This is a genomic window from Acidovorax sp. sif1233 (assembly GCF_019218755.1).
In the GTDB taxonomy this organism is placed as follows: Bacteria; Pseudomonadota; Gammaproteobacteria; order Burkholderiales; family Burkholderiaceae_C; genus Acidovorax.
The window spans coordinates 130268-151578 of record NZ_JAHUWZ010000002.1 but is presented as its reverse complement, the minus strand read 5'-3'; the positions used below and the strand labels follow the sequence as shown (position 1 = coordinate 151578).

21 protein-coding genes are annotated in these 21311 nt (G+C 68.8%); 11 read left to right on the top strand and 10 right to left on the bottom strand.

The features are described 5' to 3' along the window. The 11 genes from KW843_RS08095 (at position 1) to KW843_RS08045 (ending at position 13203) form a co-directional block, all read left to right on the top strand. Entirely contained in the window at positions 1-1536 is a 1536-nt protein-coding gene (locus KW843_RS08095; RefSeq protein ID WP_218294630.1) for a sugar ABC transporter ATP-binding protein, read from the top strand. Next, the gene (locus KW843_RS08090; protein WP_218294629.1) at positions 1529-2581 is read left to right on the top strand and encodes an ABC transporter permease; all 1053 of its coding nucleotides are present in this window, start codon (positions 1529-1531) and stop codon (positions 2579-2581) included. The genes KW843_RS08095 and KW843_RS08090 overlap by 8 nt, the downstream gene beginning before the upstream one ends. A 74-nt stretch (positions 2582-2655) precedes the next feature. Then, complete coding sequence (gene yjfF, locus KW843_RS08085; protein ID WP_218295290.1) at positions 2656-3621, top strand: galactofuranose ABC transporter, permease protein YjfF; 966 nt, start codon at positions 2656-2658, stop codon at positions 3619-3621. Between the two features lie 35 nt (positions 3622-3656). After that, positions 3657-5390 carry an IlvD/Edd family dehydratase gene (locus KW843_RS08080; RefSeq protein ID WP_218294628.1) on the top strand — a complete coding sequence of 578 codons (1734 nt, stop codon included), beginning with the start codon at positions 3657-3659 and terminating at the stop codon, positions 5388-5390. 109 nt (positions 5391-5499) lie between these two features. Beyond that, positions 5500-6438, top strand: coding sequence for a dihydrodipicolinate synthase family protein (locus tag KW843_RS08075; protein WP_218294627.1), 939 nt, complete (start codon positions 5500-5502; stop codon positions 6436-6438). 7 nt (positions 6439-6445) lie between these two features. Next, positions 6446-7492, top strand: coding sequence for a 2-dehydro-3-deoxygalactonokinase (locus KW843_RS08070; RefSeq protein ID WP_218294626.1), 1047 nt, complete (start codon positions 6446-6448; stop codon positions 7490-7492). After that, complete coding sequence (locus tag KW843_RS08065) at positions 7489-8178, top strand: 2-dehydro-3-deoxy-6-phosphogalactonate aldolase (RefSeq protein ID WP_218294625.1); 690 nt, start codon at positions 7489-7491, stop codon at positions 8176-8178. The genes KW843_RS08070 and KW843_RS08065 overlap by 4 nt, the downstream gene beginning before the upstream one ends. Further along, positions 8175-9323 (top strand): galactonate dehydratase, encoded by a 1149-nt coding sequence (gene dgoD, locus KW843_RS08060; protein WP_218294624.1) that lies wholly within the window; start codon positions 8175-8177, stop codon positions 9321-9323. The genes KW843_RS08065 and dgoD overlap by 4 nt, the downstream gene beginning before the upstream one ends. Before the next feature lie 96 nt (positions 9324-9419). Beyond that, positions 9420-10241 (top strand): hypothetical protein, encoded by an 822-nt coding sequence (locus KW843_RS08055; protein ID WP_218294623.1) that lies wholly within the window; start codon positions 9420-9422, stop codon positions 10239-10241. Beyond that, the gene (locus KW843_RS08050; RefSeq protein ID WP_218294622.1) at positions 10238-12595 is read left to right on the top strand and encodes an ATP-dependent DNA helicase; all 2358 of its coding nucleotides are present in this window, start codon (positions 10238-10240) and stop codon (positions 12593-12595) included. Before KW843_RS08055 ends, KW843_RS08050 begins: the two co-directional genes overlap by 4 nt. Positions 12596-12666: 71 nt before the next feature. Beyond that, positions 12667-13203: a hypothetical protein gene (locus KW843_RS08045; protein WP_218294621.1), complete on the top strand. Its 537-nt coding sequence runs from the start codon at positions 12667-12669 to the stop codon at positions 13201-13203. A gap of 37 nt (positions 13204-13240) precedes the next feature. Here the strand turns inward: KW843_RS08045 and KW843_RS08040 are convergent, their stop codons facing one another. The 10 genes from KW843_RS08040 to KW843_RS07995 form a co-directional block, all read right to left on the bottom strand. Then, entirely contained in the window at positions 13241-14206 is a 966-nt protein-coding gene (locus tag KW843_RS08040) for a CysB family HTH-type transcriptional regulator (protein ID WP_218294620.1), read from the bottom strand. Positions 14207-14421: 215 nt separating this feature from the next. After that, positions 14422-14637 carry a molybdopterin-binding protein gene (locus KW843_RS08035; RefSeq protein ID WP_056168199.1) on the bottom strand — a complete coding sequence of 72 codons (216 nt, stop codon included), beginning with the start codon at positions 14635-14637 and terminating at the stop codon, positions 14422-14424. A gap of 351 nt (positions 14638-14988) precedes the next feature. Next, complete coding sequence (locus KW843_RS08030) at positions 14989-15696, bottom strand: SDR family oxidoreductase (protein WP_218294619.1); 708 nt, start codon at positions 15694-15696, stop codon at positions 14989-14991. 89 nt (positions 15697-15785) lie between these two features. Continuing rightward, a complete protein-coding gene (locus KW843_RS08025; protein ID WP_218294618.1) occupies positions 15786-16787 on the bottom strand; it encodes an NADP-dependent oxidoreductase in 1002 nt (333 codons plus the stop codon). 106 nt (positions 16788-16893) lie between these two features. Next, positions 16894-17550, bottom strand: a complete 657-nt coding sequence (locus KW843_RS08020) for a TetR/AcrR family transcriptional regulator (protein ID WP_218294617.1) — start codon at positions 17548-17550, stop codon at positions 16894-16896. A gap of 234 nt (positions 17551-17784) precedes the next feature. Then, on the bottom strand, positions 17785-18000 hold the full coding sequence (locus KW843_RS08015) for a molybdopterin-binding protein (RefSeq protein WP_007857120.1): 216 nt from the start codon (positions 17998-18000) through the stop codon (positions 17785-17787). A 91-nt stretch (positions 18001-18091) separates the two neighbouring features. Further along, positions 18092-18901: an ATP-binding cassette domain-containing protein gene (locus KW843_RS08010; RefSeq protein WP_218294616.1), complete on the bottom strand. Its 810-nt coding sequence runs from the start codon at positions 18899-18901 to the stop codon at positions 18092-18094. A 4-nt stretch (positions 18902-18905) separates the two neighbouring features. Continuing rightward, the gene (locus tag KW843_RS08005) at positions 18906-19877 is read right to left on the bottom strand and encodes an aliphatic sulfonate ABC transporter substrate-binding protein (RefSeq protein WP_218294615.1); all 972 of its coding nucleotides are present in this window, start codon (positions 19875-19877) and stop codon (positions 18906-18908) included. Positions 19878-20063: 186 nt separating this feature from the next. Continuing rightward, positions 20064-20930 (bottom strand): aliphatic sulfonate ABC transporter permease SsuC, encoded by an 867-nt coding sequence (gene ssuC / locus KW843_RS08000; RefSeq protein ID WP_218294614.1) that lies wholly within the window; start codon positions 20928-20930, stop codon positions 20064-20066. Next, on the bottom strand, positions 20927-21301 hold the full coding sequence (locus KW843_RS07995) for a VOC family protein (RefSeq protein ID WP_218294613.1): 375 nt from the start codon (positions 21299-21301) through the stop codon (positions 20927-20929). The genes ssuC and KW843_RS07995 overlap by 4 nt, the downstream gene beginning before the upstream one ends. Between the last annotated feature and the right edge of the window lie 10 nt (positions 21302-21311).

Below are 21311 nucleotides of genomic sequence, written 5' to 3'. Positions count from 1 at the left end.
ATGGACTCGGCCGCCGGTCACACCCTGGCTCCCGTGCTGGAGCTCACAGGCATCCACAAGCACTTCTCGGGCATCCCCGTGCTGCGCGACGTGCAGCTCAGGCTTTTCCCGGGCGAGATCCACGCCCTCATGGGCCAGAACGGCGCGGGCAAGTCCACGCTGATCAAGGTGCTCACCGGGGTGCTCGAAGCCAGCGGCGGCCAGATGCGCCTGGCCGGCCAGGCGGTGTGGCCCGATTCGCCGCTGGCAGCCCAGCGCCTGGGCATCAGCACGGTGTACCAGGAGGTCAACCTCTGCCCCAACCTGTCGGTGGCCGAGAACATCTTCGCCGGGCGCTACCCGCGCTGCGGCATCGCCCAGGGCTTTCGCATCGACTGGGCCACGCTGCACCAGCGCGCGCGCGACCTCGTGGCGCGCATCGGCCTGTCCATCGACGTCACGAGCCTGCTCTCGGACTACCCGGTTGCCGTGCAACAGCTGGTGGCCATTGCCCGCGCGCTGAGCATCGAGGCCAAGGTGCTGATCCTGGACGAGCCCACCTCCAGCCTCGACGACGACGAGGTGCAAAAGCTCTTCGAGGTGCTGCGCCGCCTGCGTGGCGAGGGCCTGTCCATCGTGTTCGTGACGCACTTTTTGAACCAGGTATACGCCGTGTCGGACCGCATCACGGTGCTGCGCAACGGCGCCTGGGTGGGCGAATGGGCGGCGGCCGACCTGCCGGCGCAGGCGCTGATCAATGCCATGCTGGGGCGCGAGCTGGCCGCGCAGTCCACCGAACCGCCTGTTTCGCCGCGGTTCGATGGCGCAAGCACTGCCCTGCTGCAGGCCGAGGGCCTGGGCCAGAGCGGCCAGTTGCAGCCCCTGGACCTCAAGGTACGGGCCGGCGAGGTGGTGGGACTGGCGGGCCTGCTGGGCTCGGGCCGCACCGAACTGGCGCGCCTGCTGTTCGGCCTGCAGGTGCCCGACCGCGGCGTGCTGCGCATCGACGGCAAGGCAGTGGCCTTCGCCAACCCCATGGACGCGATCCGCGAGGGCCTGGCCCTGTGCCCCGAGGAGCGCAAGACCGATGGCATCGTGGCCGAGCTCTCGGTGCGCGAAAACATCGCGCTGGCACTGCAGGCGCGCATGGGCATGGGGCGCTTTCTGTCGCGTGCCGAACAGACGGCGATCGCCGAGCGCTACGTCAAGCTGCTGGGCATCAAGACCAGCAGCGTGGACACGCCCATCGCGCTGCTCTCGGGCGGCAACCAGCAAAAGGCGATCCTGGCGCGCTGGATGGCCATTGAGCCGCGCCTGTTGATCCTGGACGAGCCCACACGCGGCATCGACGTGGCCGCCAAGCAGGAAATCATGGAACAGATCCTGCGCCTGGCCGAGGCCGGCATGGCCGTGGTCTTCATCTCCTCCGAAATGAGCGAGGTGGTGCGCGTGGCGCACCGCATCGTGGTGCTGCGCGACCGCCGCAAGGTCGGCGAGCTGCCCGCCGGCAGCAGCGAAGAAGCCGTGTACGAACTGATTGCCGCCGAAAATGCCTGACGCACCCACCCCTTCCCTGTTTGCCGCCGCGCTGCGCCACCGGCTCACCTGGCCATTGGTCACGCTGGCCCTGCTGCTGGCCGTGAACACGGCGTTCAACGCCAGCTTCCTGCACATCGAGTGGCGCGACGGCCACTTCTACGGCAGCCTGGTCGACATCCTCAACCGCGCGGCACCGCTGGCGCTGGTGTCGCTGGGCATGACCATGGTGATTGCCACGCGCGGCATCGACATCTCGGTGGGTGCGGTGGTGGCCATCACCGCCGCCGTGGGTGCCTGGATGATCGGCGGCTCGGTCTCCGGCACCGAAAGCCGCTTTCCCCTGCCGCTGGCAGTGGCCGGCGCCATCGGCGCGGCACTGCTGTGCGGGCTGTGGAACGGCCTGCTGGTGGCCAAGGTGGGCATGCAGCCCATCATCGCCACGCTGATCCTCATGGTGGCGGGCCGGGGCATCGCCCAGCTGATCACCGACGGGCAGATCATCACCATCTACTACGCGCCCTTCTTCTTCCTGGGCGGGGGCTACCTGCTGGGCCTGCCGTTTTCGCTGTTCGTGCTGGCCGCGGTGTTCGCCGGCCTGTACCTGGCGGTCACGCGCACGGCGCTGGGCCTGTTCATCCAGGCCGTGGGCATCAACCCGACGGCGGCGCGCGTGGCCGGCGTGCAGTCGCGCCGCCTGGTCGTCGCGGCCTACGCCTTCTGCGGCGTGTGCGCGGGCATCGCGGGCCTGCTGATCAGCTCCAACGTGAAGAGCGCGGACGCCAACAACGCCGGCCAGATGCTGGAGCTCGACGCCATCCTGGCCGTCACGCTGGGCGGCACGGCGCTGACCGGCGGGCGCTTCAGCCTGGTGGGCAGCGTGATCGGCGCGCTCATCATCCAGACGCTGACCTATGCCATCTATTCGCTGGGCGTGCCGCCCGAGATCAACCTGGTGGTCAAGGCCGTGGTGGTGTTCATCGTGATGCTGCTGCAGTCGCCCGACTTCCGCGCCCAGGTCGGCGCCCTGGTGCGCCGGCCCGCGGCCGGAGGGGCACTGTCATGAGCGGCGGACACAGCCCCACCCTGGACGTGGCGCCCGGCGCCGCCGCGCCAACCCGCGCAACCACCCCCACCCGCATGCGACTGAACCCCAAGTACCTGCCCCTGGCAGCCACCATCGCGCTGTTCGTGGCCATGGCCACGGCGGGTTCGGTGCTCTACACCGGCTTCTTCTCGGCGCAGGTGTTCCTCAACCTGCTGATCGACAACGCCTTCCTGATCATCGTTGCGGTGGGCATGACCTTCGTGATCCTCTCGGGCGGCATCGACCTGTCGGTGGGGTCGGTGGTGGCGCTGACCACCATGGTGCTGGCCAGCCTGGTGGAGTACCACCACTGGAGCCCGCTCACCGCCATCCCGCTGGTGCTGCTCATGGGCACGGTGTTCGGCTCCTTCATGGGCTTCCTGATCGAGCGCTTTCGGCTGCAGCCCTTCATCGTGACGCTGGCCGGCATGTTCCTCGCGCGCGGCCTGTGCTACCTGATCAGCATCGATTCGATCAGCATGGCCGACGAGGCGTATTCCGAGATGGCGCAGTGGCGCCTGGAACTGTGGGAGGGCGCGTCGCTCTCCCTGGGCGCACTGATCGCCATGGCGGTGCTGCTGGCCGCCATCTTCGTCGCGCACTGCACGCCGTTCGGCCGCAACGTGTATGCCGTGGGCGGCAACGAGCACTCGGCGGTGCTCATGGGCCTGCCGGTGCGCGCCACGGTGATCAGCGTGTACACGCTCTCGGGCTTCTGCTCGGCACTGGCCGGCGTGGTGTTCACCTTCTACATGCTCTCGGGCTACGGCCTGCATGCCACGGGCATGGAACTCGACGCCATCGCCGCCGTGGTCATCGGCGGCACCCTGCTCACGGGCGGCGTGGGCTATGTGGCCGGCACGCTGTTCGGTGTGCTGATGCTCGGAATCATCCAGACCCTGATTTCCTTCGACGGCACGCTCAGCTCGTGGTGGACGCGCATCGTCGTCGGCGTGCTGCTCTTCGTCTTCTGCCTGCTGCAGCGCCTGCTCACGCACCGCAGCGGCAAGCCTTCCTGAATTCCACGAATCACCTCTCCCAGAACCACAACAGCATGACCTCCTCCCCGCGCAAGCTTCGCTCCGCCGAATGGTTCGGCACCGCCGACAAGAACGGCTTCATGTACCGCAGCTGGATGAAGAACCAGGGCATCCCGGACCATGAGTTCGACGGCCGCCCCATCATCGGCATCTGCAACACCTGGTCCGAGCTGACACCGTGCAACGCGCACTTTCGCAAAATCGCCGAGCACGTCAAGCGCGGCATCTACGAGGCCGGCGGCTTTCCGGTCGAGTTCCCGGTGTTCTCCAACGGCGAATCCAACCTGCGCCCCACGGCCATGCTCACGCGCAACCTGGCCAGCATGGACGTGGAAGAAGCCATCCGCGGCAACCCCATCGACGCGGTGGTGCTGCTCGTCGGCTGCGACAAGACCACCCCCGCCCTGCTGATGGGCGCGGCCAGCTGCGACGTGCCGGCCATCGTGGTCACGGGCGGGCCCATGCTCAACGGCAAGCTCGACGGCAAGGACATCGGCTCGGGCACGGCCGTGTGGCGACTGCATGAGTCGCTGAAGGCGGGCGAGATCAACGAGCACCAGTTCTTCGCAGCCGAAGCCGGCATGTCGCGCTCGGCCGGCACCTGCAACACCATGGGCACCGCCAGCACCATGGCCTGCATGGCCGAGTCGCTGGGCACCTCGCTGCCGCACAACGCGGCCATCCCGGCCGTGGATTCGCGCCGCTATGTGCTGGCCCACATGTCGGGGCGGCGCATCGTGGAGATGGCGCACGAGGGGCTCACGCTCTCCAAGATCCTCACGCGCGAGGCCTTCGAGAACGCCATCCGCACCAATGCCGCCATCGGCGGCTCGACCAATGCCGTGATCCACCTGAAGGCCATCGCCGGGCGCATCGGCGTGCCGCTGGACCTGGAGGACTGGACACGCATCGGCCGCGGCACCCCCACGCTGGTGGACCTGCAGCCCTCGGGCCGCTTCCTGATGGAAGAGTTCTACTACGCCGGCGGCCTGCCCGCCGTGCTGCGCCGCCTGGGCGAAAACGGCCTGCTGCCGCACCCCGACGCGCTCACCGTTAACGGCAAGAGCCTGTGGGACAACGTGCGCGAGGCGCCGCAGTACAACGACGAGGTGATCCGCCCCATCGACAAGCCACTGATCGCCGATGGCGGCATCTGCATCCTGCGCGGCAACCTATCGCCACGCGGCGCGGTACTCAAGCCCTCGGCCGCCTCGCCCGAACTGCTCAAGCACCGTGGCCGCGCCGTGGTGTTCGAGAACCTGGAGCACTACAAGGAGCGCATCGTCGACGAAGACCTGGACATCGACGCCAGCTGCGTGATGGTGATGAAGAACTGCGGCCCCAAGGGCTACCCCGGCATGGCCGAGGTGGGCAACATGGGCTTGCCGCCCAAGCTGCTGCGCCAGGGCGTGAAGGACATGGTGCGCATCTCCGACGCACGCATGAGCGGCACGGCCTACGGCACCGTGGTGCTGCACGTGGCACCCGAGGCCGCCGCGGGCGGCCCGCTGGCCGCCGTGCGCGACGGCGACTACATCGAGCTCGACTGCGAGCAGGGCCGCCTGCACCTCGACATCAGCGACGAGGAACTGGCGGCACGCCTGGCCGCATTGGCGGGCACCGACAACGGCGGGCGCGGCGGCTACCAGCGCCTGTATGTGGACCATGTACTGCAGGCCGACGATGGCTGCGACTTTGACTTCCTCGTCGGCTGCCGTGGCGCCGCCGTCCCTCGCCACTCTCACTGATGCCGGCGGCTAACCAGCTCGTTGGAATGCTACATATTTTATAGCACTTAGCGCTTGATAGACAAGCGCCAGAGCCGTATTCCACTCAAATCTCCACCTTTCCTCCGCCATGCCAGCCACCCATTCCCTCCAGAACCCTCGCCACCGAGGCATCTTCCCCGTGGTGCCCACCACCTTCCACGAAGACGGCACGCTCGACCTCGACAGCCAGAAGCGCTGCCTTGACTTCATGATCGATGCCGGTGTGGACGGCGTCTGCATCCTGGCCAACTTCTCCGAGCAGTTCTCGTTATCGGACGCCGAGCGCGAAGTCATCACCCGCACATCGCTGGAGCATGTGGCAGGCCGTGTACCGGTCATCGTCACCACCACCCACTACGGCACCCGCGTGTGCGCCGAGCGCAGCCGCGCCGCGCAGGACATGGGCGCCGCCATGGTGATGATCATGCCGCCCTACCACGGCGCCACCTTCCGCGTGCCCGAGGCGCAGATCCACGAGTTCTATGCCCGCGTGTCCGATGCGATCCGCATCCCGATCATGGTGCAGGACGCGCCCGCGAGCGGCACCGTGCTGTCGGCCCCGTTCCTCGCGCGCATGGCGCAGGAGATCGAGCACCTGGCCTACTTCAAGATCGAAGTGCCCGGCGCCGCCAGCAAGCTGCGCGAGCTGATCCGCCTGGGCGGCGCGGCCATCGAAGGCCCCTGGGACGGCGAAGAGGCCATCACCCTGCTGGCCGACCTGGATGCCGGTGCCACCGGCGCGATGACGGGCGGCGCCTTCCCCGACGGCATCCGCCCCATCATCGAAGCCCACCGCCAGGGCGACATGGACCAGGCCTTCGCGCTCTACCAGCGCTGGCTGCCGCTCATCAACCACGAGAACCGCCAGGGCGGCATCCTCACCGCCAAGGCGCTCATGAAGGAAGGCGGCGTGATCGCCAGCGAGGCCGGCCGCCACCCCTTCCCGGCCATGCACCCTGAAGTACGCAGGGGCCTCATCGACATCGCGCGCCGGCTGGACCCGCTGGTGCTGCGCTGGGGCCGATAGGCACGCCATGGCCCACACCGCCAACCTCCCGGACACCCGCCTGATCGCCCTGGACTGGGGCACCAGTTCGCTGCGCGCCTTCCGCCTGGGTGCCGGCGGGCAGGTGCTGGAACAGCGCGGCCGCCCCTGGGGCATCATGAACCTGCCCCCGGCCCCCGCTGGGCAGGCCGACGCGGAGCCCGGCATGGCCTTCGAGCGCGCATTGCAGGACGCCTGCGGCGACTGGCTGGCCGCCCTGCCGTCGGCAGCCGTGCTGGCCTGCGGCATGGTGGGCAGCGCACAGGGCTGGCGCGAAGCCCGCTACATCGACACCCCCACCTCGCTGGACGACTTGGCGCGCGGGCTGGCCGTGGTGCAGCGTGGCAACGCCGCACCCTTGCACATCGTGCCCGGGCTGCTGCAGCGCTCCGGCCTGCCCAATGTGATGCGCGGCGAAGAGACGCAGGTGCTGGGCGTGCTGGCCGATGCCGCCCTGGCGGACCAAGGCCCGCTGCTCGTGGGCCTGCCGGGCACGCACAGCAAGTGGGTGGTGGCGCAGAGAGACGGCACCCGGCGCAGCATCGATCGGTTCCACACCTTCATGACGGGCGAAGTGTTTGCCGTACTGCGCGGCCACACCATCCTGGGCCGGACGATGCAGGCCCCGGCCGATCCCGACGACGCCGCATTCGCGCAAGGCCTGCAGGTGGCGCGCGGCAGCGATGCCGCCCCGGGCCTGCTGTCGCACATCTTCAGCACGCGCACGCTGGGCCTGACCGGCGCACTGCCCGCCACGGCACAGGCGGACTACCTCTCGGGCATCCTCATCGGCCACGAGATCGCCAGCCTGGCGCGCCTGCACCCGCCCACCGGCCCCGCCCCCCTCCCGCTGGTGCTGTGCGGCGAGGCCGACCTGTGCCGCCGCTACGCCATCGCCCTGCAGGCCTGTGGCTTCGCGCCGCCCACTATTGCCGCCCAAGCCACGGTCACTGGCTTGTGGCAGATCGCGCTGGCAGCCGGGCTGGTTGTCCCTGGCGCACAGCAAACACCATCCCCCAGGAGCCAAGCCGCATGAACCCCATCGACAAGAACCTCTTCAACACCATGCAGCACTGCGGCCTGATCGCCATCCTGCGCGGCGTGCAGCCCCATGAGGTGGTGGCCATTGGCCATGCGCTGTACGACGCGGGGTTTCGCATCATCGAGGTGCCGCTCAACTCCCCCGAGCCCCTGGCCAGCATCCGCGCGCTGCGCGACGCGCTGCCCGCCGACTGCCTGGTGGGCGCAGGCACGGTGCTCACGCCCGAGGCCTGTGCCGATGTGGCGGTGGCAGGCGGGCAGATCATCGTCATGCCCCACAGCGACCCCCAAGTGATCCGCACCGCACGCGCGGCCGGCATGGCGTGCGCGCCCGGCGTGGCCACGCTGACCGAGGCCTATGCCGCGCTGGCGGCGGGCGCCAACATGCTCAAGCTCTTTCCGGCCGAAGCCCTGCCCCCGCATGTGCTCAAGGCCTGGCGCGCCGTGATCACCCCGCCCATGGCGCTGGTGCCCGTGGGCGGCATCGTGCCCGAGGCCATTGCCACCTACGCGGCCGCCGGGGCCAGCGGCTTCGGCCTGGGCTCGGCCCTCTACCGTCCGGGGGACACCGCGCCCGACGTGGCTCGCCAGGCCGCGGCCTTCATGCAGGCCTGGCGCGGCGCCTACGGCGGCGCGTCCTCCGCCGCCTCTTCCATTTCCGCTTTGCATCCTGCCCCATGAAGATCACCCGACTGACCACATTCCTGGTGCCACCACGCTGGTGCTTCCTGAAAATCGAGACCGACGAAGGCATCGTCGGCTGGGGCGAGCCCGTGCTCGAAGGCCGGGCCCACACCGTGGCCGCCGCCGTCGAGGAGCTGGGCGACTACCTGATCGGCAAGGACCCGCGCCACATCGAGGACCACTGGACGGTGCTCTACCGCGGCGGCTTCTACCGCGGCGGCGGCATCCACATGAGTGCGCTGGCGGGCATCGACCAGGCGCTGTGGGACATCAAGGGCAAGGCCCTGGGCGTGCCCGTGTCCGAGCTGCTGGGCGGCTGCGTGCGCGACCGCATCAAGGTCTACAGCTGGATCGGCGGCGACCGGCCCAGCGAGACCGCCGCGGCGGCCAAGGCCGCCGTGGAGCGCGGCTTCACCGCGGTGAAGATGAACGGCACCGAGGAAATGCAGTACGTGGACAGCTTCGACAAGGTCGAGAAATGCCTACAGAACGTGGCCGCCGTGCGCGAGGCGGTGGGCCCCAATGTGGGCATCGGCGTGGACTTCCATGGCCGCGTGCACAAGCCCATGGCCAAGGTGCTGTTCAAGGAGCTCGAACCCTACCGGCTGATGTTCATCGAGGAGCCCGTGCTCAGCGAGCACTACGAGGCCCTGAAGGAGCTGGCGCACCTCTCGTCCACCCCCATCGCGCTGGGCGAGCGGCTGTACTCGCGCTGGGACTTCAAGCGCGTGCTGTCCGAGGGCTATGTGGACATCATCCAGCCCGACCCCTCGCACTCGGGCGGCATCACCGAGACGCGCAAGATCGCCACCATGGCCGAGGCCTACGACGTGGCCCTGGCCCTGCACTGCCCCCTGGGGCCGATCGCGCTGGCGGCCAACCTGCAGCTCGACGGCGTCTGCTACAACGCCTTCATCCAGGAGCAGAGCCTGGGCATCCACTACAACGCCAGCAACGACCTGCTCGACTACGTGTCCAACGGCGAGGTGTTCGCGTACGAGGACGGCATGGTGGCCATTCCCCACGGCCCGGGCCTGGGCATCGAGGTCAACGAGGCGTATGTGCGCGAACGCGCTTCCGAAGGCCACCGCTGGCGCAACCCCGTGTGGCGCCACCGCGACGGCAGCTTCGCCGAATGGTGACGGGCCGCATGCCGGCCGGGGTGTACCGAGCGTCCGGAAAGCAGGTGGCGTCCGGGCAGAACACTGTAATTACAATCAGTGTTTTATCCTTGTGCCATGACACCGCTCACCCTCACCCGCTTTCACCGCGCGCGCCTGATGCAGATCTGGCGTTCGGCGGGCTGGCCGTGCAAGGATGCGCTGGAAATCGACCTGCTGGCCGCGCAGCTGGTGGTGCTGCACACCTCGCCCGAAGGCTGCGAGACGCTGCGCCTGACCGAGGAAGGTATCCGCACCCTGGCACAGGCGCGCCAGCGTGGCGCGCGGGCGTTGAGCGCGCACGACCGCCTGGGCCAGAAGTTTGCCGGGCACCTGCTGGCCTCGGGCCGCATCGTCTGGCGTGAGCTGTCGCTGCGCGCCGTGATCGACGGGGCTGTGCCCGAAGCCCCTGCCCCCATCCCGGCCACCAGCAGCCCGCTGTGGAGCGAAGACACGCCCGCCCGCCGCACCGCAGCCAACGTCTGGCGCATGGCGCGGCCGGACCTGTTCTCGGTGCGCAATACCAGCGTGCCGGCGTACCTGCAGCCCATGGTCCACGAGATCAAGTACAGCCGCGCCGACCTGCTCTCGGACCTGCGCCATGACGCCAAGCGCCAGGCCTACCAGTGGCTGTGCGAGGAGTGCTACTACGTGTTCCCGGCCGGCATCGCCGAGGCCGGCGAGATTCCCGAGCACTTCGGCATCTGGGTGCTGCATGGCGGGCTGGACGATGGCCGCTTCGAGCTGTTGCGCCCCGCGCGCCATGCGAGCTGCACCCTGCCCTTCGCGGTGTGGATGGCCCTGTGCAAGGCCACGCCGCTGCGCGGCGAGGACGAGACGGCGCAGGCCCACCTGGGCGAGCCCGGTGCTGGCGAACTGCCTCCCGCGGACATGCCATGACCTACACCGTGGCGGTGCGCGAGCTGTGCGAGTTCACCGCCAAGCAGGGCGACCTGGACCTGCGCTTCACGCCCGCCCCCACGGCGCTGGAAGGCATGGCCGGCCATGCGGTGGCCGCCGCGCGCCGGGGCGCGGGCTACCGCGCCGAGGTGGCGCTGGCTGGCAGCTACAAGGGCCTGCGCGTGCGCGGCCGGGCCGATGGCTTCGACCCCGAGCATGGCCGGCTCGACGAGGTCAAGACCTTCAAGGGCCGGCTCGACCGCCAGCCCGCCTCGCACCGCGCGCTGCACTGGGCCCAGGCGCGCATCTACGGCTGGCTGCTGTGCGCGCAGGAAGGCCTGGCCCACATCGACCTGGCGCTGGTCTACTTCGACATCGGCAGCCAGCAGGAGACGGTGTTCACCGAACGCCATGCTGCCTCCGAGCTGCAGCGGCATTTCGAGGCGCAGTGCGAGCGCTTCATCGCCTGGGCCGAGGCGCAGGTGGCGCACCGCGCCGCGCGCGACGCGGCGCTCACGGCACTGGCCTTCCCGTTCGGCGGCTTTCGCACCGGCCAGCGCCCCCTGGCGGAAGCCGTCTACAAGGCCACCTCCGCTGGCCGCTGCCTGCTGGCCCAGGCGCCCACGGGCATCGGCAAGACCATGGGCACCCTGTTCCCGCTGCTCAAGGCGGTGCCCGCGCAGCGGCTGGACAAGGTGTTCTTCCTCGCCGCCAAGACCTCGGGGCGGCAGACGGCCCTGGACACCCTCTCGCGCCTGTGCGGCAGCGCCCCCGCCCTGCCGCTGCGCGTGCTGGAACTGGTGGCGCGCGACAAGGCCTGCGAGCACCCCGACAAGGCCTGCCACGGCGAATCCTGCCCGCTGGCCCAGGGCTTCTACGACCGCCTGCCCGCCGCACGTGCCGCCGCGCTGCAGCCATCGGACGGCGGCGCGGATCAGCGGGTGGCACTGCACCAGGCGCGCGTGCGCGAGGCCGCCCTGCAGCACCAGGTCTGCCCCTACTACCTGAGCCAGGAGCTGGCGCGCTGGGCCGACGTGGTGGTGGGCGACTACAACTACTACTTCGACATGGGCGGGCTGCTGCACGGCCTGGCCCAGGCCAATGGCTGGCGCGCGGCGCTGCTGGTGGACGAGGCGCACAACCTCGTCGAGCGAGGCCGCAAGATGTACACCGCCGAGCTGCGCCCCGCCGCGCTGGCCGAAGCCCGCCGCAGCACCACCGCCGCGCGCCATGCCCCCGTGAAGAAGGCTCTGGACAAGGTGCGCCGCTGCTGGGTGGCGCTGGACAAGGCGCAAACCGGCGGCTATGCCGTGCTGGAGGCTTTCCCCGACAAGCTGCTGGCCGCCCTGCAGCAGTGCGGCAGCACGCTCACCGAACACTTCGCCGACCAGCCGGCGCAGCCCGATCCGGCGCTGCAGGCCTTCTACTTCGATGCCCTGCACGTGGTGCGCATGGCCGAGCTGCTGGATGCGCATTCGCTGGTGGACATCACGCGGCCCGCTGCGGCCCCGGGCGGCAAGGCGCCCACGCCGGGCGAATCGCTGGTCTGCATCCGCAACGTGGTGCCCGCGCCGTTCCTGCAGCCCCGGTTGGAAGCAGCACACACCAGCACGCTCTTCTCGGCCACGCTGCAGCCCGCGCGCTACTACGCCGATTTGCTGGGGCTGCCCGCCGGGCATTGCTGGATCGATGTCGAGTCCCCGTTCCAGGCCGCGCAACTGCAGGTGCGGGTGGCACGGCACATCTCCACCCGCTACGCGGACCGGGGCGCGTCGCTGCCTCCCATCGTGGCGCTGATGGCGCGGCAGTTCCACGCGCGGCCGGGCAACTACCTCGCGTTCTTCAGCAGCTACGACTACCTGCAGCAGGCGACGGCGCTGTTTGCGCAATGCCACCCCGAGGTACCCCACTGGTGCCAGTCGCGCCGCATGCTGGAAGCGGAGCAGCGGCAGTTCCTCGATCGCTTCACCGACACCAGCCAGGGCATCGCCTTCGCGGTGCTGGGCGGCGCCTTCGCCGAGGGCATCGACCTGCCGGGCCAGCGCCTCATCGGCGCCTTCCTGGCCACGCTGGGCCTGCCCCAGGTCAACCCCGTCAACGAGCAGATCCGCCAGCGCATGCAAACCCTGTTCGGGGCGGGTTACGACTACACCTATCTTTACCCCGGCCTGCAGAAGGTGGTGCAGGCGGCCGGGCGCGTGATCCGCACCCCCACCGACGAGGGCGTGGTGCACCTGATGGACGACCGCTATGGCCGGGACGCCGTGCAAGCGCTGCTGCCAGGCTGGTGGGTGTGCGGGGCGCCCCGCCCCGCCGGGTTGAACGCCGCCCACGCGGGCAATGCAAAGACTTGATCCCGGTCAAGCCCCGGCGGCCTCCGCGCGGCTCACAATGGCCCCAGTGCATCCCGCCCGCCACACATCCCATGTCCCTCCCCTTGCGCGTCCCCCTGGTTCTGCTCCTCACCATCGCCCTGGCGGGCTGCGACAGGCCTTCGGGCTCGGGTGCCACCCCGGCAGCCCCGGCCAGCGCGGCCCAGGCGGGGTTTGACGCCATCGTCGCATCGTGCACCGGGTTCCTGGCCGGGCGCACGCCCGCCGTGCAGCGCCTGGGCGCCGGCCCATGGATCAAGCTCGGCCACAGCCCCGCCCAGGTGCAGCATGAGCTCACACGCACCGAATCCGCCATCACCCCCTATGTGGGCAAGATCGTGGTCAAGGACAACGAGGCCCGGGCCGCCGCCGCGTCGGAGGCCGACGCCCAGGCCATCACCCTCACGCCCGCCCACCTGGTGTCCAACCGCACGCACACGCTCATCTACAGCTTCGACGGCCGGCAGTGGCGGTGGAACAATGGCTCGCGCCTGACCAAGACGCCGGGGCAGGACGACGCCACGGTGGCCCTCACGCTGGCCGATGTGTCCGCGCCCGGCCAGGGCATGGCGGGCTGCCTGCCGCGCTGACGGCCGCGCCCCGTGGGCTAGTGCCGCGGGCCCCGCGTCAGCGGTCCACCGGCTCCGAAAGCTCGCCCGCCCCTTGCGCGCCTTGCTGCACGGCCTTCTCCACCGCCTCGCGCGTGAGCGTGGGCACGAAGCTCTCGATGAAGTGATAGGCGTAGCCGCGCAGCCAGGCGCCCCTGCGCAGGCCCAGCCGCGTGAGGTTGACCTCGAACAGATGGCCCGCGTCGATGAGCCGCAGGTGGCGGTCGCGCTCGGCGTCCACCGCGATCGATGCCACGATGCCCACGCCCATGCCCAGCTCCACATAGGTCTTGATCACGTCGGCGTCCATGGCCGTCAGCACGATGTCGGGCGCGATGCCTTCGCGGGCAAACGCTTCGTCGATGTGCGCGCGGCCCGTGTAGCCCAGCTCGTAGGTGATGATGGGGTGCTGCGCAAGCTGCTCCAGCGTGACCGGCGCCTGCAACTCCAGCAGCGGGTGGCCGGGCGGCACGACGATGCTGTGCGTCCAGCGGTAGCACGGCAGCGTGACCAGCGCGTCATAGCCCGCGAGCGCTTCGGTGGCGACGCCGATATCGGCCTCGCCACTGAGCAGCATCTCGGCCACCTGGCGCGGCGAGCCCTGGTGCAGGTGCAGCGACACCTGCGGAAACAGCGCACGGAAGTCGCGCACCACCTGCGGCAGCGCGTAGCGCGCCTGCGAGTGCGTGGCCGCCACCGACAGGCGGCCCTGCGCGCTGTCGCTGAAATCCTGCCCCGCGCGCTTGAGGTTGTCGGCTTCGAGCAGCAGACGCTCCACCGTGGGCAGCAGGACTGCGCCCGGCGGGGTCAGGCCCGTGAGGCGCTTGCCCGCGCGCACGAAAATCTCCACGCCCAGTTCTTCTTCCAGTTCGCGGATCTGCCGGCTCACGCCGGGTTGCGAGGTATGCAGCATGTTGGCCACCTCGGTGAGGTTGAAGCCCCGGCGCACGGCTTCGCGCACGGAGCGCAGTTGCTGAAAATTCATGGGTCCCTGTAGAGATGGATGGGCGGGGCGGCCCGCTCGGCATGGCCACCCGCGCGGAAATCGGCCCGCCGCGCGCAGACCTCGTCGCCCGGCCTGAACCGAACCGGTGCACGCGCCTCGCCGGCCTCCCTGCGCAGACAGGCGTTCGCTATATTTTCAATAGCTGCCAGCGCTTTACCAGAAAGCGCCGGCGGCCCATTTTCATCAAATCCGGATCACAGCTTGGCGATGGACACTTCGGTGGACTTGACCAGCGCCACCACGTCGGAGCCCACGACCAGGGCCAGGTCGTCCACCGAGCGGGTGGTGATGACCGACGTGACGATGCCCCAGGGGGTTTCGACATCGACTTCGGAGACGACGTCGCCGCGAATGATCTCGCGCACTTTGCCCTTGAACTGGTTGCGGACGTTGATGGCTTGGATGGACATGGAAAGGCTCCTGGAAGATGGAAAAAGAATGGGCAGGCACTTGGCGGTGGCGGGCTTCGACAACGATCCTGTCGCGCGGGGTCACCCGCTACGCACCCACAAAACTAAACAACCAGAAGCAATGTAAATCAAGTTTTTTATACGAATAAATGGTCATTACTCATAAGCTTTGACTTAGATGTGTGGGGCATGAGTTGCAGCCGCCACGGCATAAGCACGGGCCCTGGGAGTGCACCGTTGTTCGGGCCGCCCCACCCGATGGCCGCTGCAAAACGCAGCCGCCCCGCCAGACCTTTCGATCTGGCGGGGCGAATGGGAGCGGCCGGTTCAGCCGGGGAAGTCGCTGGTGTCTCAGGCGGGCTGCGGCAGGTAGCTCGGCCGCGTGGCCGTCATCGACAGCTTGACGTGCTGCGTGAGTTCATCGGCCAGCACTTCGTCCGCGCCTGCCGCCAGGCCGTCCAGCGCGCGCTGCACGATCTGCTCGGGGCTCGACTTGGGAACGTCGAAGCCGCGCGTCAGGTCGGTATCGACATAGGCCATGTGCAGCCCCAGCACCTGCGTCTTTTGCGCCGCCAGTTCGTGGCGCAGCGCGTTGGTCAGCGACCAGGCGGCGGACTTGCTGGCCGAATATGCCGCCAGCTCGCCGCCGTTGACCCACGACGCCACCGACAGCACATTGAGCAGCGCGCCGCCGCCGTTGGCCGCGAGGATGGGTGCGAACGCCTTGCTGACACGCAGCACAGAGAAGAAGTTGGTGTCGAAGAGGCGGCGCGCGACCTCTTCGCTGTCGGCGGCCAGAAAGCCCCCGGGCTGGGCGATGCCGGCGTTGTTGATCACCAGCGTCACGTCGGGCGCCGCTGCCACAGCGGCCGCTACATCGGCCGGGTTGTTGACATCCAGGCGCAGGGCCTGCACGCCGGGCTGGGGCGTGATGGTGGCGGGGTCGCGCGCACCGGCGTAGACCTTGCGTGCGCCGCGGGCGAGCAGCTCGCGCGCAAATGCCAGGCCGATGCCGCGGTTGGCACCGGTGATGAGGACGACAGCGTTTTCGATCTTCATAAAAATCTCCAGAGGGACAGGTTGAACGGATGGGAGGTTGGGTGGGGACCGGCGACGTGTGAAAAAGGGATTTGCAGCGGCCTGCTGGCTCACACCACCTTGATGACGACCTTGCCCTTGGCGCGGCCCGCTTCCACATAGGCCAGGGCATCGTTGGTGGCGCTGAACGGAAAGACTTTGTCGACCACCGGGCGGATGGCGCCCGCTTCGACAAGGCGCGTGATCTCCCGCAGCTGCGCACCGTGTGCCCGCATGAAGAGGAACGAGTAGCCCACGCCCAGCGCTTTGGCGCGCCGCCGGGTGCCCGCGCTCAGCAGGCGCATCACCAGCCGCACCAAGCCGGGCGCGCGAAGGGTCTGGCCGAATGCCGGGTCGGGCGGGCCGGAGATCGAGACGACCTGGCCGCCGGGCTTGAGCACGCGCAGCGACTTGGCCAGCGCCTTGCCGTCCTGGCTGTGCAGCACGACGTCGTAGTCGCGCAGCACCTCTTCGAAGTCCTGCGTCTTGTAGTCGATGACGACGTCGGCGCCCAGGCTTTGGACCAGCGCCGCATTGCCCGCGCTGGCCGTGGTGGCGACGGTGGCGCCCAGGTGCCTGGCCAGCTGGATGGCAAAGGTGCCCACCCCGCCGGACCCCGCCTGGATGAAGACCTTCTGGCCTTTTTTCAGCTGCGCCTTTTCCACCAGCGCCTGCCAGGCCGTGAGGCCCACCAGCGGGATCGACGCCGCCTCTTCCATCGTCAGACCCCGGGGCTTGAGCGCCAGCGAGGACTCCTTGACGGCGATGAGTTCTGCAAAGGTGCCGATGCGGAAATCGTCGGCCCGGGCGTAGACCTCGTCGCCCGGCTGGAACTGCCGCACACGCGGCCCCACGCTGACCACCACGCCCGCCACGTCATGCCCGAGGACGAGGGGCATCTTGTAGGGCAGGATGAGCTTGAACTCACCGTCGCGGATCTTCGAGTCCAGCTGGTTGATTCCCGCCGCATGCACAGAGACCAGCACCTCGTCGTCGCGCAGATCCGGGGCGGGCATATCGGCAAGCCGCAGCGCGGCCTTTTTGGCGTAGCGGTCGAAGACAAAGGCTTTCATGGGGCTTCCCGGGTGAGGGGCAAAGCGCAGAACCGTGCAGCTCGCAAGCAAATTCGCATGATGGTCATCATATGTAAAGGCAAAAAAAAGCGCGCTGCTGGGGGAGTCAGCCGGGCGCGCCGGGCGGCGTGGCAGGCGCAGAGTCTGCAGCGTGCGTCGAATTCGTCAGCTGCGTCAGGTGCTTGAGCGCGGCCTCGCGCAGGCTGTCCGACAGCGCGGGCTCGTCCACCGCGCGGGCCAGCACCAGGGCGCCCACCATGGTGGCCATGGTGACCAGCGCCTGTTCGTGAGCTGCGGGCTGCCCCCACTGCGGCGACTGGCGCGCGATGAGATCGACCATTTCCTTGATGTGCCGGGTGGCCACGCGGCGCACCTCGGGCGCCTGGCGCGATGTCTCCGAGCCCAGGGCGACCAGGGGGCAGCCCATCTCGACGCTCTCGACATGCTGGCGCGACAGATAGGCCGAGAGCATGGCGGCCAGCGCGCGGGGCGACGGCTCGCCGGCCGCGGCACCGGCCGCCAGCGCTGCGGATTCGGTGCATGCCTTGGCGGCGGCCTCGGCCAGCATGGCCTCGCGGGAGTCGAAATGCGCGTAGAAGGCGCCGTGCGTCAGGCCCGCCTCTTTCATGATGTCCGCCACGCCCGTGCCGTGGTAGCCCTGGCGCCGGATCGCGCGCGAGGCCACCGACACGATGCGCTCGTGCGTGGCCTCCTTGGCGGCGGCTCTGGAATGGGGTGTGGACTTTAGCATGATGCGCATCATACGACATATCACTCTGTGTCGCAATCCCGGCCGTCTGCGCCGCTGCTTCTGCGAGGTCCCATCCACCCAAGCCCCCTGCCCCCTCGACACCAGAGACTCAGGCCCTGCGAAAGGGCCTGAGGAGCGAAAGGCCGCCGTGACCGGCGCTGCATAGTCCATCTACAAACACTACATTTTTTATAGCGCCTTGCGCCCTACCAGCAAGCGGTAAGGGCATATTTCTCTCACATCCACTCACAGCTTGGCGATGGACACCTCGGTCGACTTGACCAGCGCGACCACGTCGGAGCCCACGACCAGCGCCAGCTCGTCCACCGAGCGCGTGGTGATGACCGACGTGACGATGCCCCAGGGGGTTTCGACATCGACTTCGGAGACGACATCGCCGCGCACGATCTCGCGGACTTTGCCCTTGAACTGGTTGCGGACGTTGATGGCTTGGATGGACATGGGGTTCTCCTTGATGGGGCCGTAGGGCGAAGAAAGGAATGACAGAAGACAAAAAAAGAAAGCAATGAAAGGCAGCAGGCGCCAGAAACGGCTACACCGCCCAGCGCAGACCATGCGCAGGCACGCCGGGCCATGGCGCTTCGTGCGCCGGCTCGCCGTCGGGCTTTTGCAGCACGCGGTCCAGGATGCGTTTTTCAATGGCGGCAAAGGCAGCGTCGCCGTGCGATCGCGGGCGTGGCAGGTCGATGCGCTGGTCGAGCGCGATCTGGCCGTCCTCGATCAGGATCACGCGGTCGGCCAGGGCCACGGCCTCCTGCACATCGTGGGTCACCAGCAGCGCGGTGAAGCCGCTGCTGCGCCACAGGCCTTCGATGAGGCGGTGCATCTCGATGCGGGTCAGCGCATCGAGCGCGCCCAGGGGCTCGTCGAGCAGCAGCAGGCGCGGGTTGTGCACCAGCGCACGGGCCAGGGCCACGCGCTGGCGCTGGCCGCCGGACAGGCGTGCTGGCCACTCGGTCAGGCGGTCACCCAGGCCCACGCGCGCCAGCACGTCGGCGGCGGCGCCGCGCCGCGCAGGCGGCAGGCCCAGGGCCACGTTGTCGGCCACTCGCTTCCAGGGCAGCAGGCGCGAGTCCTGGAACATGATGCGGGTGTCGTCGCTCAGCCCGGCCACGTCCTTGCCGTCCAGGCGGATCGCGCCGCCCGAGACGGATTCGAGCCCGGCCACCAGGCGCAGCAGCGTGCTCTTGCCGCAGCCGCTGCGGCCCACGATGGCCACGAACTGGCCGGGCTCGATGACGAGTTCGGTCTTCTTGAGCACGTCGCGGGTGCCGTAGCGCTTGTCCACGCCGCGCACTTCCAGGCGCACGCCTTGTGCGGCGGGGGTGTGGGTCTGGGTCATGGTGTCAGGCTCCGGTCTTGAACAGCGGCACGTCGAGCGCATTCACGCGCCTGGGCAGCAGCTTTTCGGCAAAGAAGGCATCGGCGATGCGTTGTTGTTCAGTCAGCGCCGCGGGCACCACGGCACGCACCTCGTAGCTGCGGCGGCTGTTGGCCAGCTCGATCACGCCCGCATCCAGCCCCCACACGGGCGCCAGCAGCGCGGCCGCGTCCTTGGGGCTTTGCTTGACCCAGACGCCAGCCTTCTGCAGCTCGTTGAAGAACACGCGCAGCACGTCGGGCCGCGCCTGGGCAAACGGGGTGCCGGCCAGGTAGTAGCGCTGGTAGGAGGCCAGGTCGCGCCCGTCGGCCAGCACCCGCACAGTGGACTGCTTTTGCACGGCAGCGAGGAACGGGTCCCACACCACCCAGGCGTCGATGGCGCCGCGCTCGAAGGCTGCGCGGCCATCCGCGGGGGTCAGGTACGCAGGCTCGATGTCCTTGAACGCGAGGCCCGACTTTTCCAGCGCGGCGATCAACAAGAAGTGCACGCCAGCGGCCTTGGCAAAACCGATCTTCTTGCCCTTGAGGTCGGCAACCGTCTTGATGGGCGAATCGGCGCGCACCACGATGGCCTGGGCGGATGGCGAAGGCGACTCCTGCGCCACGAAAGTGAGGTTGGCGCCCGCTGCCTGGGCAAACACCGGCACGGTGTCGGCCACGTCGGCGCTCACGTCGATGTTGCCCAGGTTCAGCGCTTCGAGCAGCGGCAGGCCACTGGTGAACTCGTGCCACGTCACCTTGACGTTGAGCGGCGCGAGCAGCTGCTCCAGCGTGCCGCGCGTGCGCAGGATGGTGGTGAGGGTGGAGGATTTTTGAAGTCCTATGCGCAATGTTTGCAGGGTCTCAGGCTTGCCCTGCGCGGCGGCCAGGCCGCTCGACAGCGCGGCGATGGCACCCAGCATGGTGCGCCGATGAATGTGGAAAGGGGTGGTCATGGTGGTCGATAACTTGAAATGAGGAGGAACTTGGCAACTCAGGGGCCGATGCATCGCCGCATCCCCTGCAACTGGCGCGCCCGGTGCGAGAGACGCCGCGCAAGGGCCGCCCCGCCGCCGCGCCGGTGTCGTCCCCCTTCCCCTAGCGCGCAGCACGTAGAGAGAAGGAGGAAGCCGCGCAGCTGCTCAGGGGGTTGCATAACCAGGATGCCAACGCAGCCAGTAGCGCTCCAGGCCCTTGGCGAACAGATCGGCCAGCTTGCCCAGCAGCGCGTACAGCAGGATGCCGACCAGCACGATGTCGGTCTGCAGGAACTCCCGCGCGTTCATCGTGAGGTAGCCGATACCCGCCTGCGCGGAGATGGTCTCGGCCACGATCAGGATCACCCACATCAGGCCCAGCGAGAAACGCAGGCCCACGAGGATGCTGGAGAGCGCGCCGGGCAGGATGATCTGCTTGTACAGCTGCCAGCGGCCGAGGCCATAGGTGCGCCCCATCTCGATCAGGCCTGGGTCCACGTTGCGGATGCCGTGGAAGGTGTTGAGGTAGATCGGGAAGAACACCGACACGCTGATGAGGAACAGCTTGGCCGACTCATCGATGCCGAACCACAGGATGACCAGCGGAATCAGCGCCAGCGCGGGGATGTTGCGCACCATCTGGATGGTGGAGTCGAGCAAGGTCTCGAACACGCGCACCGAGCCCGTGAGCAGGCCCAGCAGCAGGCCCAGGCCACCGCCGATCGCCAGGCCCGCGAGCGCGCGGCCCGCGCTCACCTTGACGTGGGTCCACAGCTCGCCCGACACGGTCAACGTCCAGGCGGCCTTGATCACCTCCAGGGGCGCGGGCAGCACCCGGGTGGAGAGCCATCCCTGCGACGACGCGATCTGCCACAGCACGATCAGCCCCACGGGCACGGCCCAGGGCAGCAGGCGCTGCGCAACGCTGGCAAGGAAGCGGGCCAGCGGCGCGGGCAGCAAGGGACTCTCGATCGGCAGATCGACGGAGTCGGCCACGGGCGATACCTGCAGCTCTCGGACAGTCTGTGTCATGGGTTGATTTCCGGTTCGTGGTCAGGCTCCAAGAACTCCAGCTGGTTGCCCGCCGGGTCCTTGACGTAAAAGCGCAGGTAGCCGGGCAGTGCGCGGTTTTCCACCAGCGCCAGTTCGGCCTGCAGCAGGCGGTGGCGCAGGGCCGGCAGGTCCTGCACCTCGAATGCCAGGTGCGACACTGCGGGCGCGGGCTGCCAGTGCTCGGTGGGCACCAGGTCGATGCGCTGGGTGCCCGCCGCAAAGCGCAGCGTGTTGCCCGCCTGCAGGCGCACTTCGGGCAGCCCCAGCAGGCTGGCATAGAAGCGCCGGATGGGCGCCTCGGCACCGGCCGGAAAGGCCAGCTGCACGTGGTTGATGGACTGGATGCTCATGGCGTGGCTC

Coding starts and splice junctions, on each gene's coding strand:
- KW843_RS08095 (WP_218294630.1), top strand. CDS start 1: ATGGACTCGGCCGCCGGTCACACCCTGGCTCCCGTGCTGGAGCTCACA.
- KW843_RS08090 (WP_218294629.1), top strand. CDS start 1,529: ATGCCTGACGCACCCACCCCTTCCCTGTTTGCCGCCGCGCTGCGCCAC.
- yjfF (WP_218295290.1), top strand. CDS start 2,656: ATGCGACTGAACCCCAAGTACCTGCCCCTGGCAGCCACCATCGCGCTG.
- KW843_RS08080 (WP_218294628.1), top strand. CDS start 3,657: ATGACCTCCTCCCCGCGCAAGCTTCGCTCCGCCGAATGGTTCGGCACC.
- KW843_RS08075 (WP_218294627.1), top strand. CDS start 5,500: ATGCCAGCCACCCATTCCCTCCAGAACCCTCGCCACCGAGGCATCTTC.
- KW843_RS08070 (WP_218294626.1), top strand. CDS start 6,446: ATGGCCCACACCGCCAACCTCCCGGACACCCGCCTGATCGCCCTGGAC.
- KW843_RS08065 (WP_218294625.1), top strand. CDS start 7,489: ATGAACCCCATCGACAAGAACCTCTTCAACACCATGCAGCACTGCGGC.
- dgoD (WP_218294624.1), top strand. CDS start 8,175: ATGAAGATCACCCGACTGACCACATTCCTGGTGCCACCACGCTGGTGC.
- KW843_RS08055 (WP_218294623.1), top strand. CDS start 9,420: ATGACACCGCTCACCCTCACCCGCTTTCACCGCGCGCGCCTGATGCAG.
- KW843_RS08050 (WP_218294622.1), top strand. CDS start 10,238: ATGACCTACACCGTGGCGGTGCGCGAGCTGTGCGAGTTCACCGCCAAG.
- KW843_RS08045 (WP_218294621.1), top strand. CDS start 12,667: ATGTCCCTCCCCTTGCGCGTCCCCCTGGTTCTGCTCCTCACCATCGCC.
- KW843_RS08040 (WP_218294620.1), bottom strand. CDS start 14,206: ATGAATTTTCAGCAACTGCGCTCCGTGCGCGAAGCCGTGCGCCGGGGC.
- KW843_RS08035 (WP_056168199.1), bottom strand. CDS start 14,637: ATGTCCATCCAAGCCATCAACGTCCGCAACCAGTTCAAGGGCAAAGTG.
- KW843_RS08030 (WP_218294619.1), bottom strand. CDS start 15,696: ATGAAGATCGAAAACGCTGTCGTCCTCATCACCGGTGCCAACCGCGGC.
- KW843_RS08025 (WP_218294618.1), bottom strand. CDS start 16,787: ATGAAAGCCTTTGTCTTCGACCGCTACGCCAAAAAGGCCGCGCTGCGG.
- KW843_RS08020 (WP_218294617.1), bottom strand. CDS start 17,550: ATGATGCGCATCATGCTAAAGTCCACACCCCATTCCAGAGCCGCCGCC.
- KW843_RS08015 (WP_007857120.1), bottom strand. CDS start 18,000: ATGTCCATCCAAGCCATCAACGTCCGCAACCAGTTCAAGGGCAAAGTC.
- KW843_RS08010 (WP_218294616.1), bottom strand. CDS start 18,901: ATGACCCAGACCCACACCCCCGCCGCACAAGGCGTGCGCCTGGAAGTG.
- KW843_RS08005 (WP_218294615.1), bottom strand. CDS start 19,877: ATGACCACCCCTTTCCACATTCATCGGCGCACCATGCTGGGTGCCATC.
- ssuC (WP_218294614.1), bottom strand. CDS start 20,930: ATGACACAGACTGTCCGAGAGCTGCAGGTATCGCCCGTGGCCGACTCC.
- KW843_RS07995 (WP_218294613.1), bottom strand. CDS start 21,301: ATGAGCATCCAGTCCATCAACCACGTGCAGCTGGCCTTTCCGGCCGGT.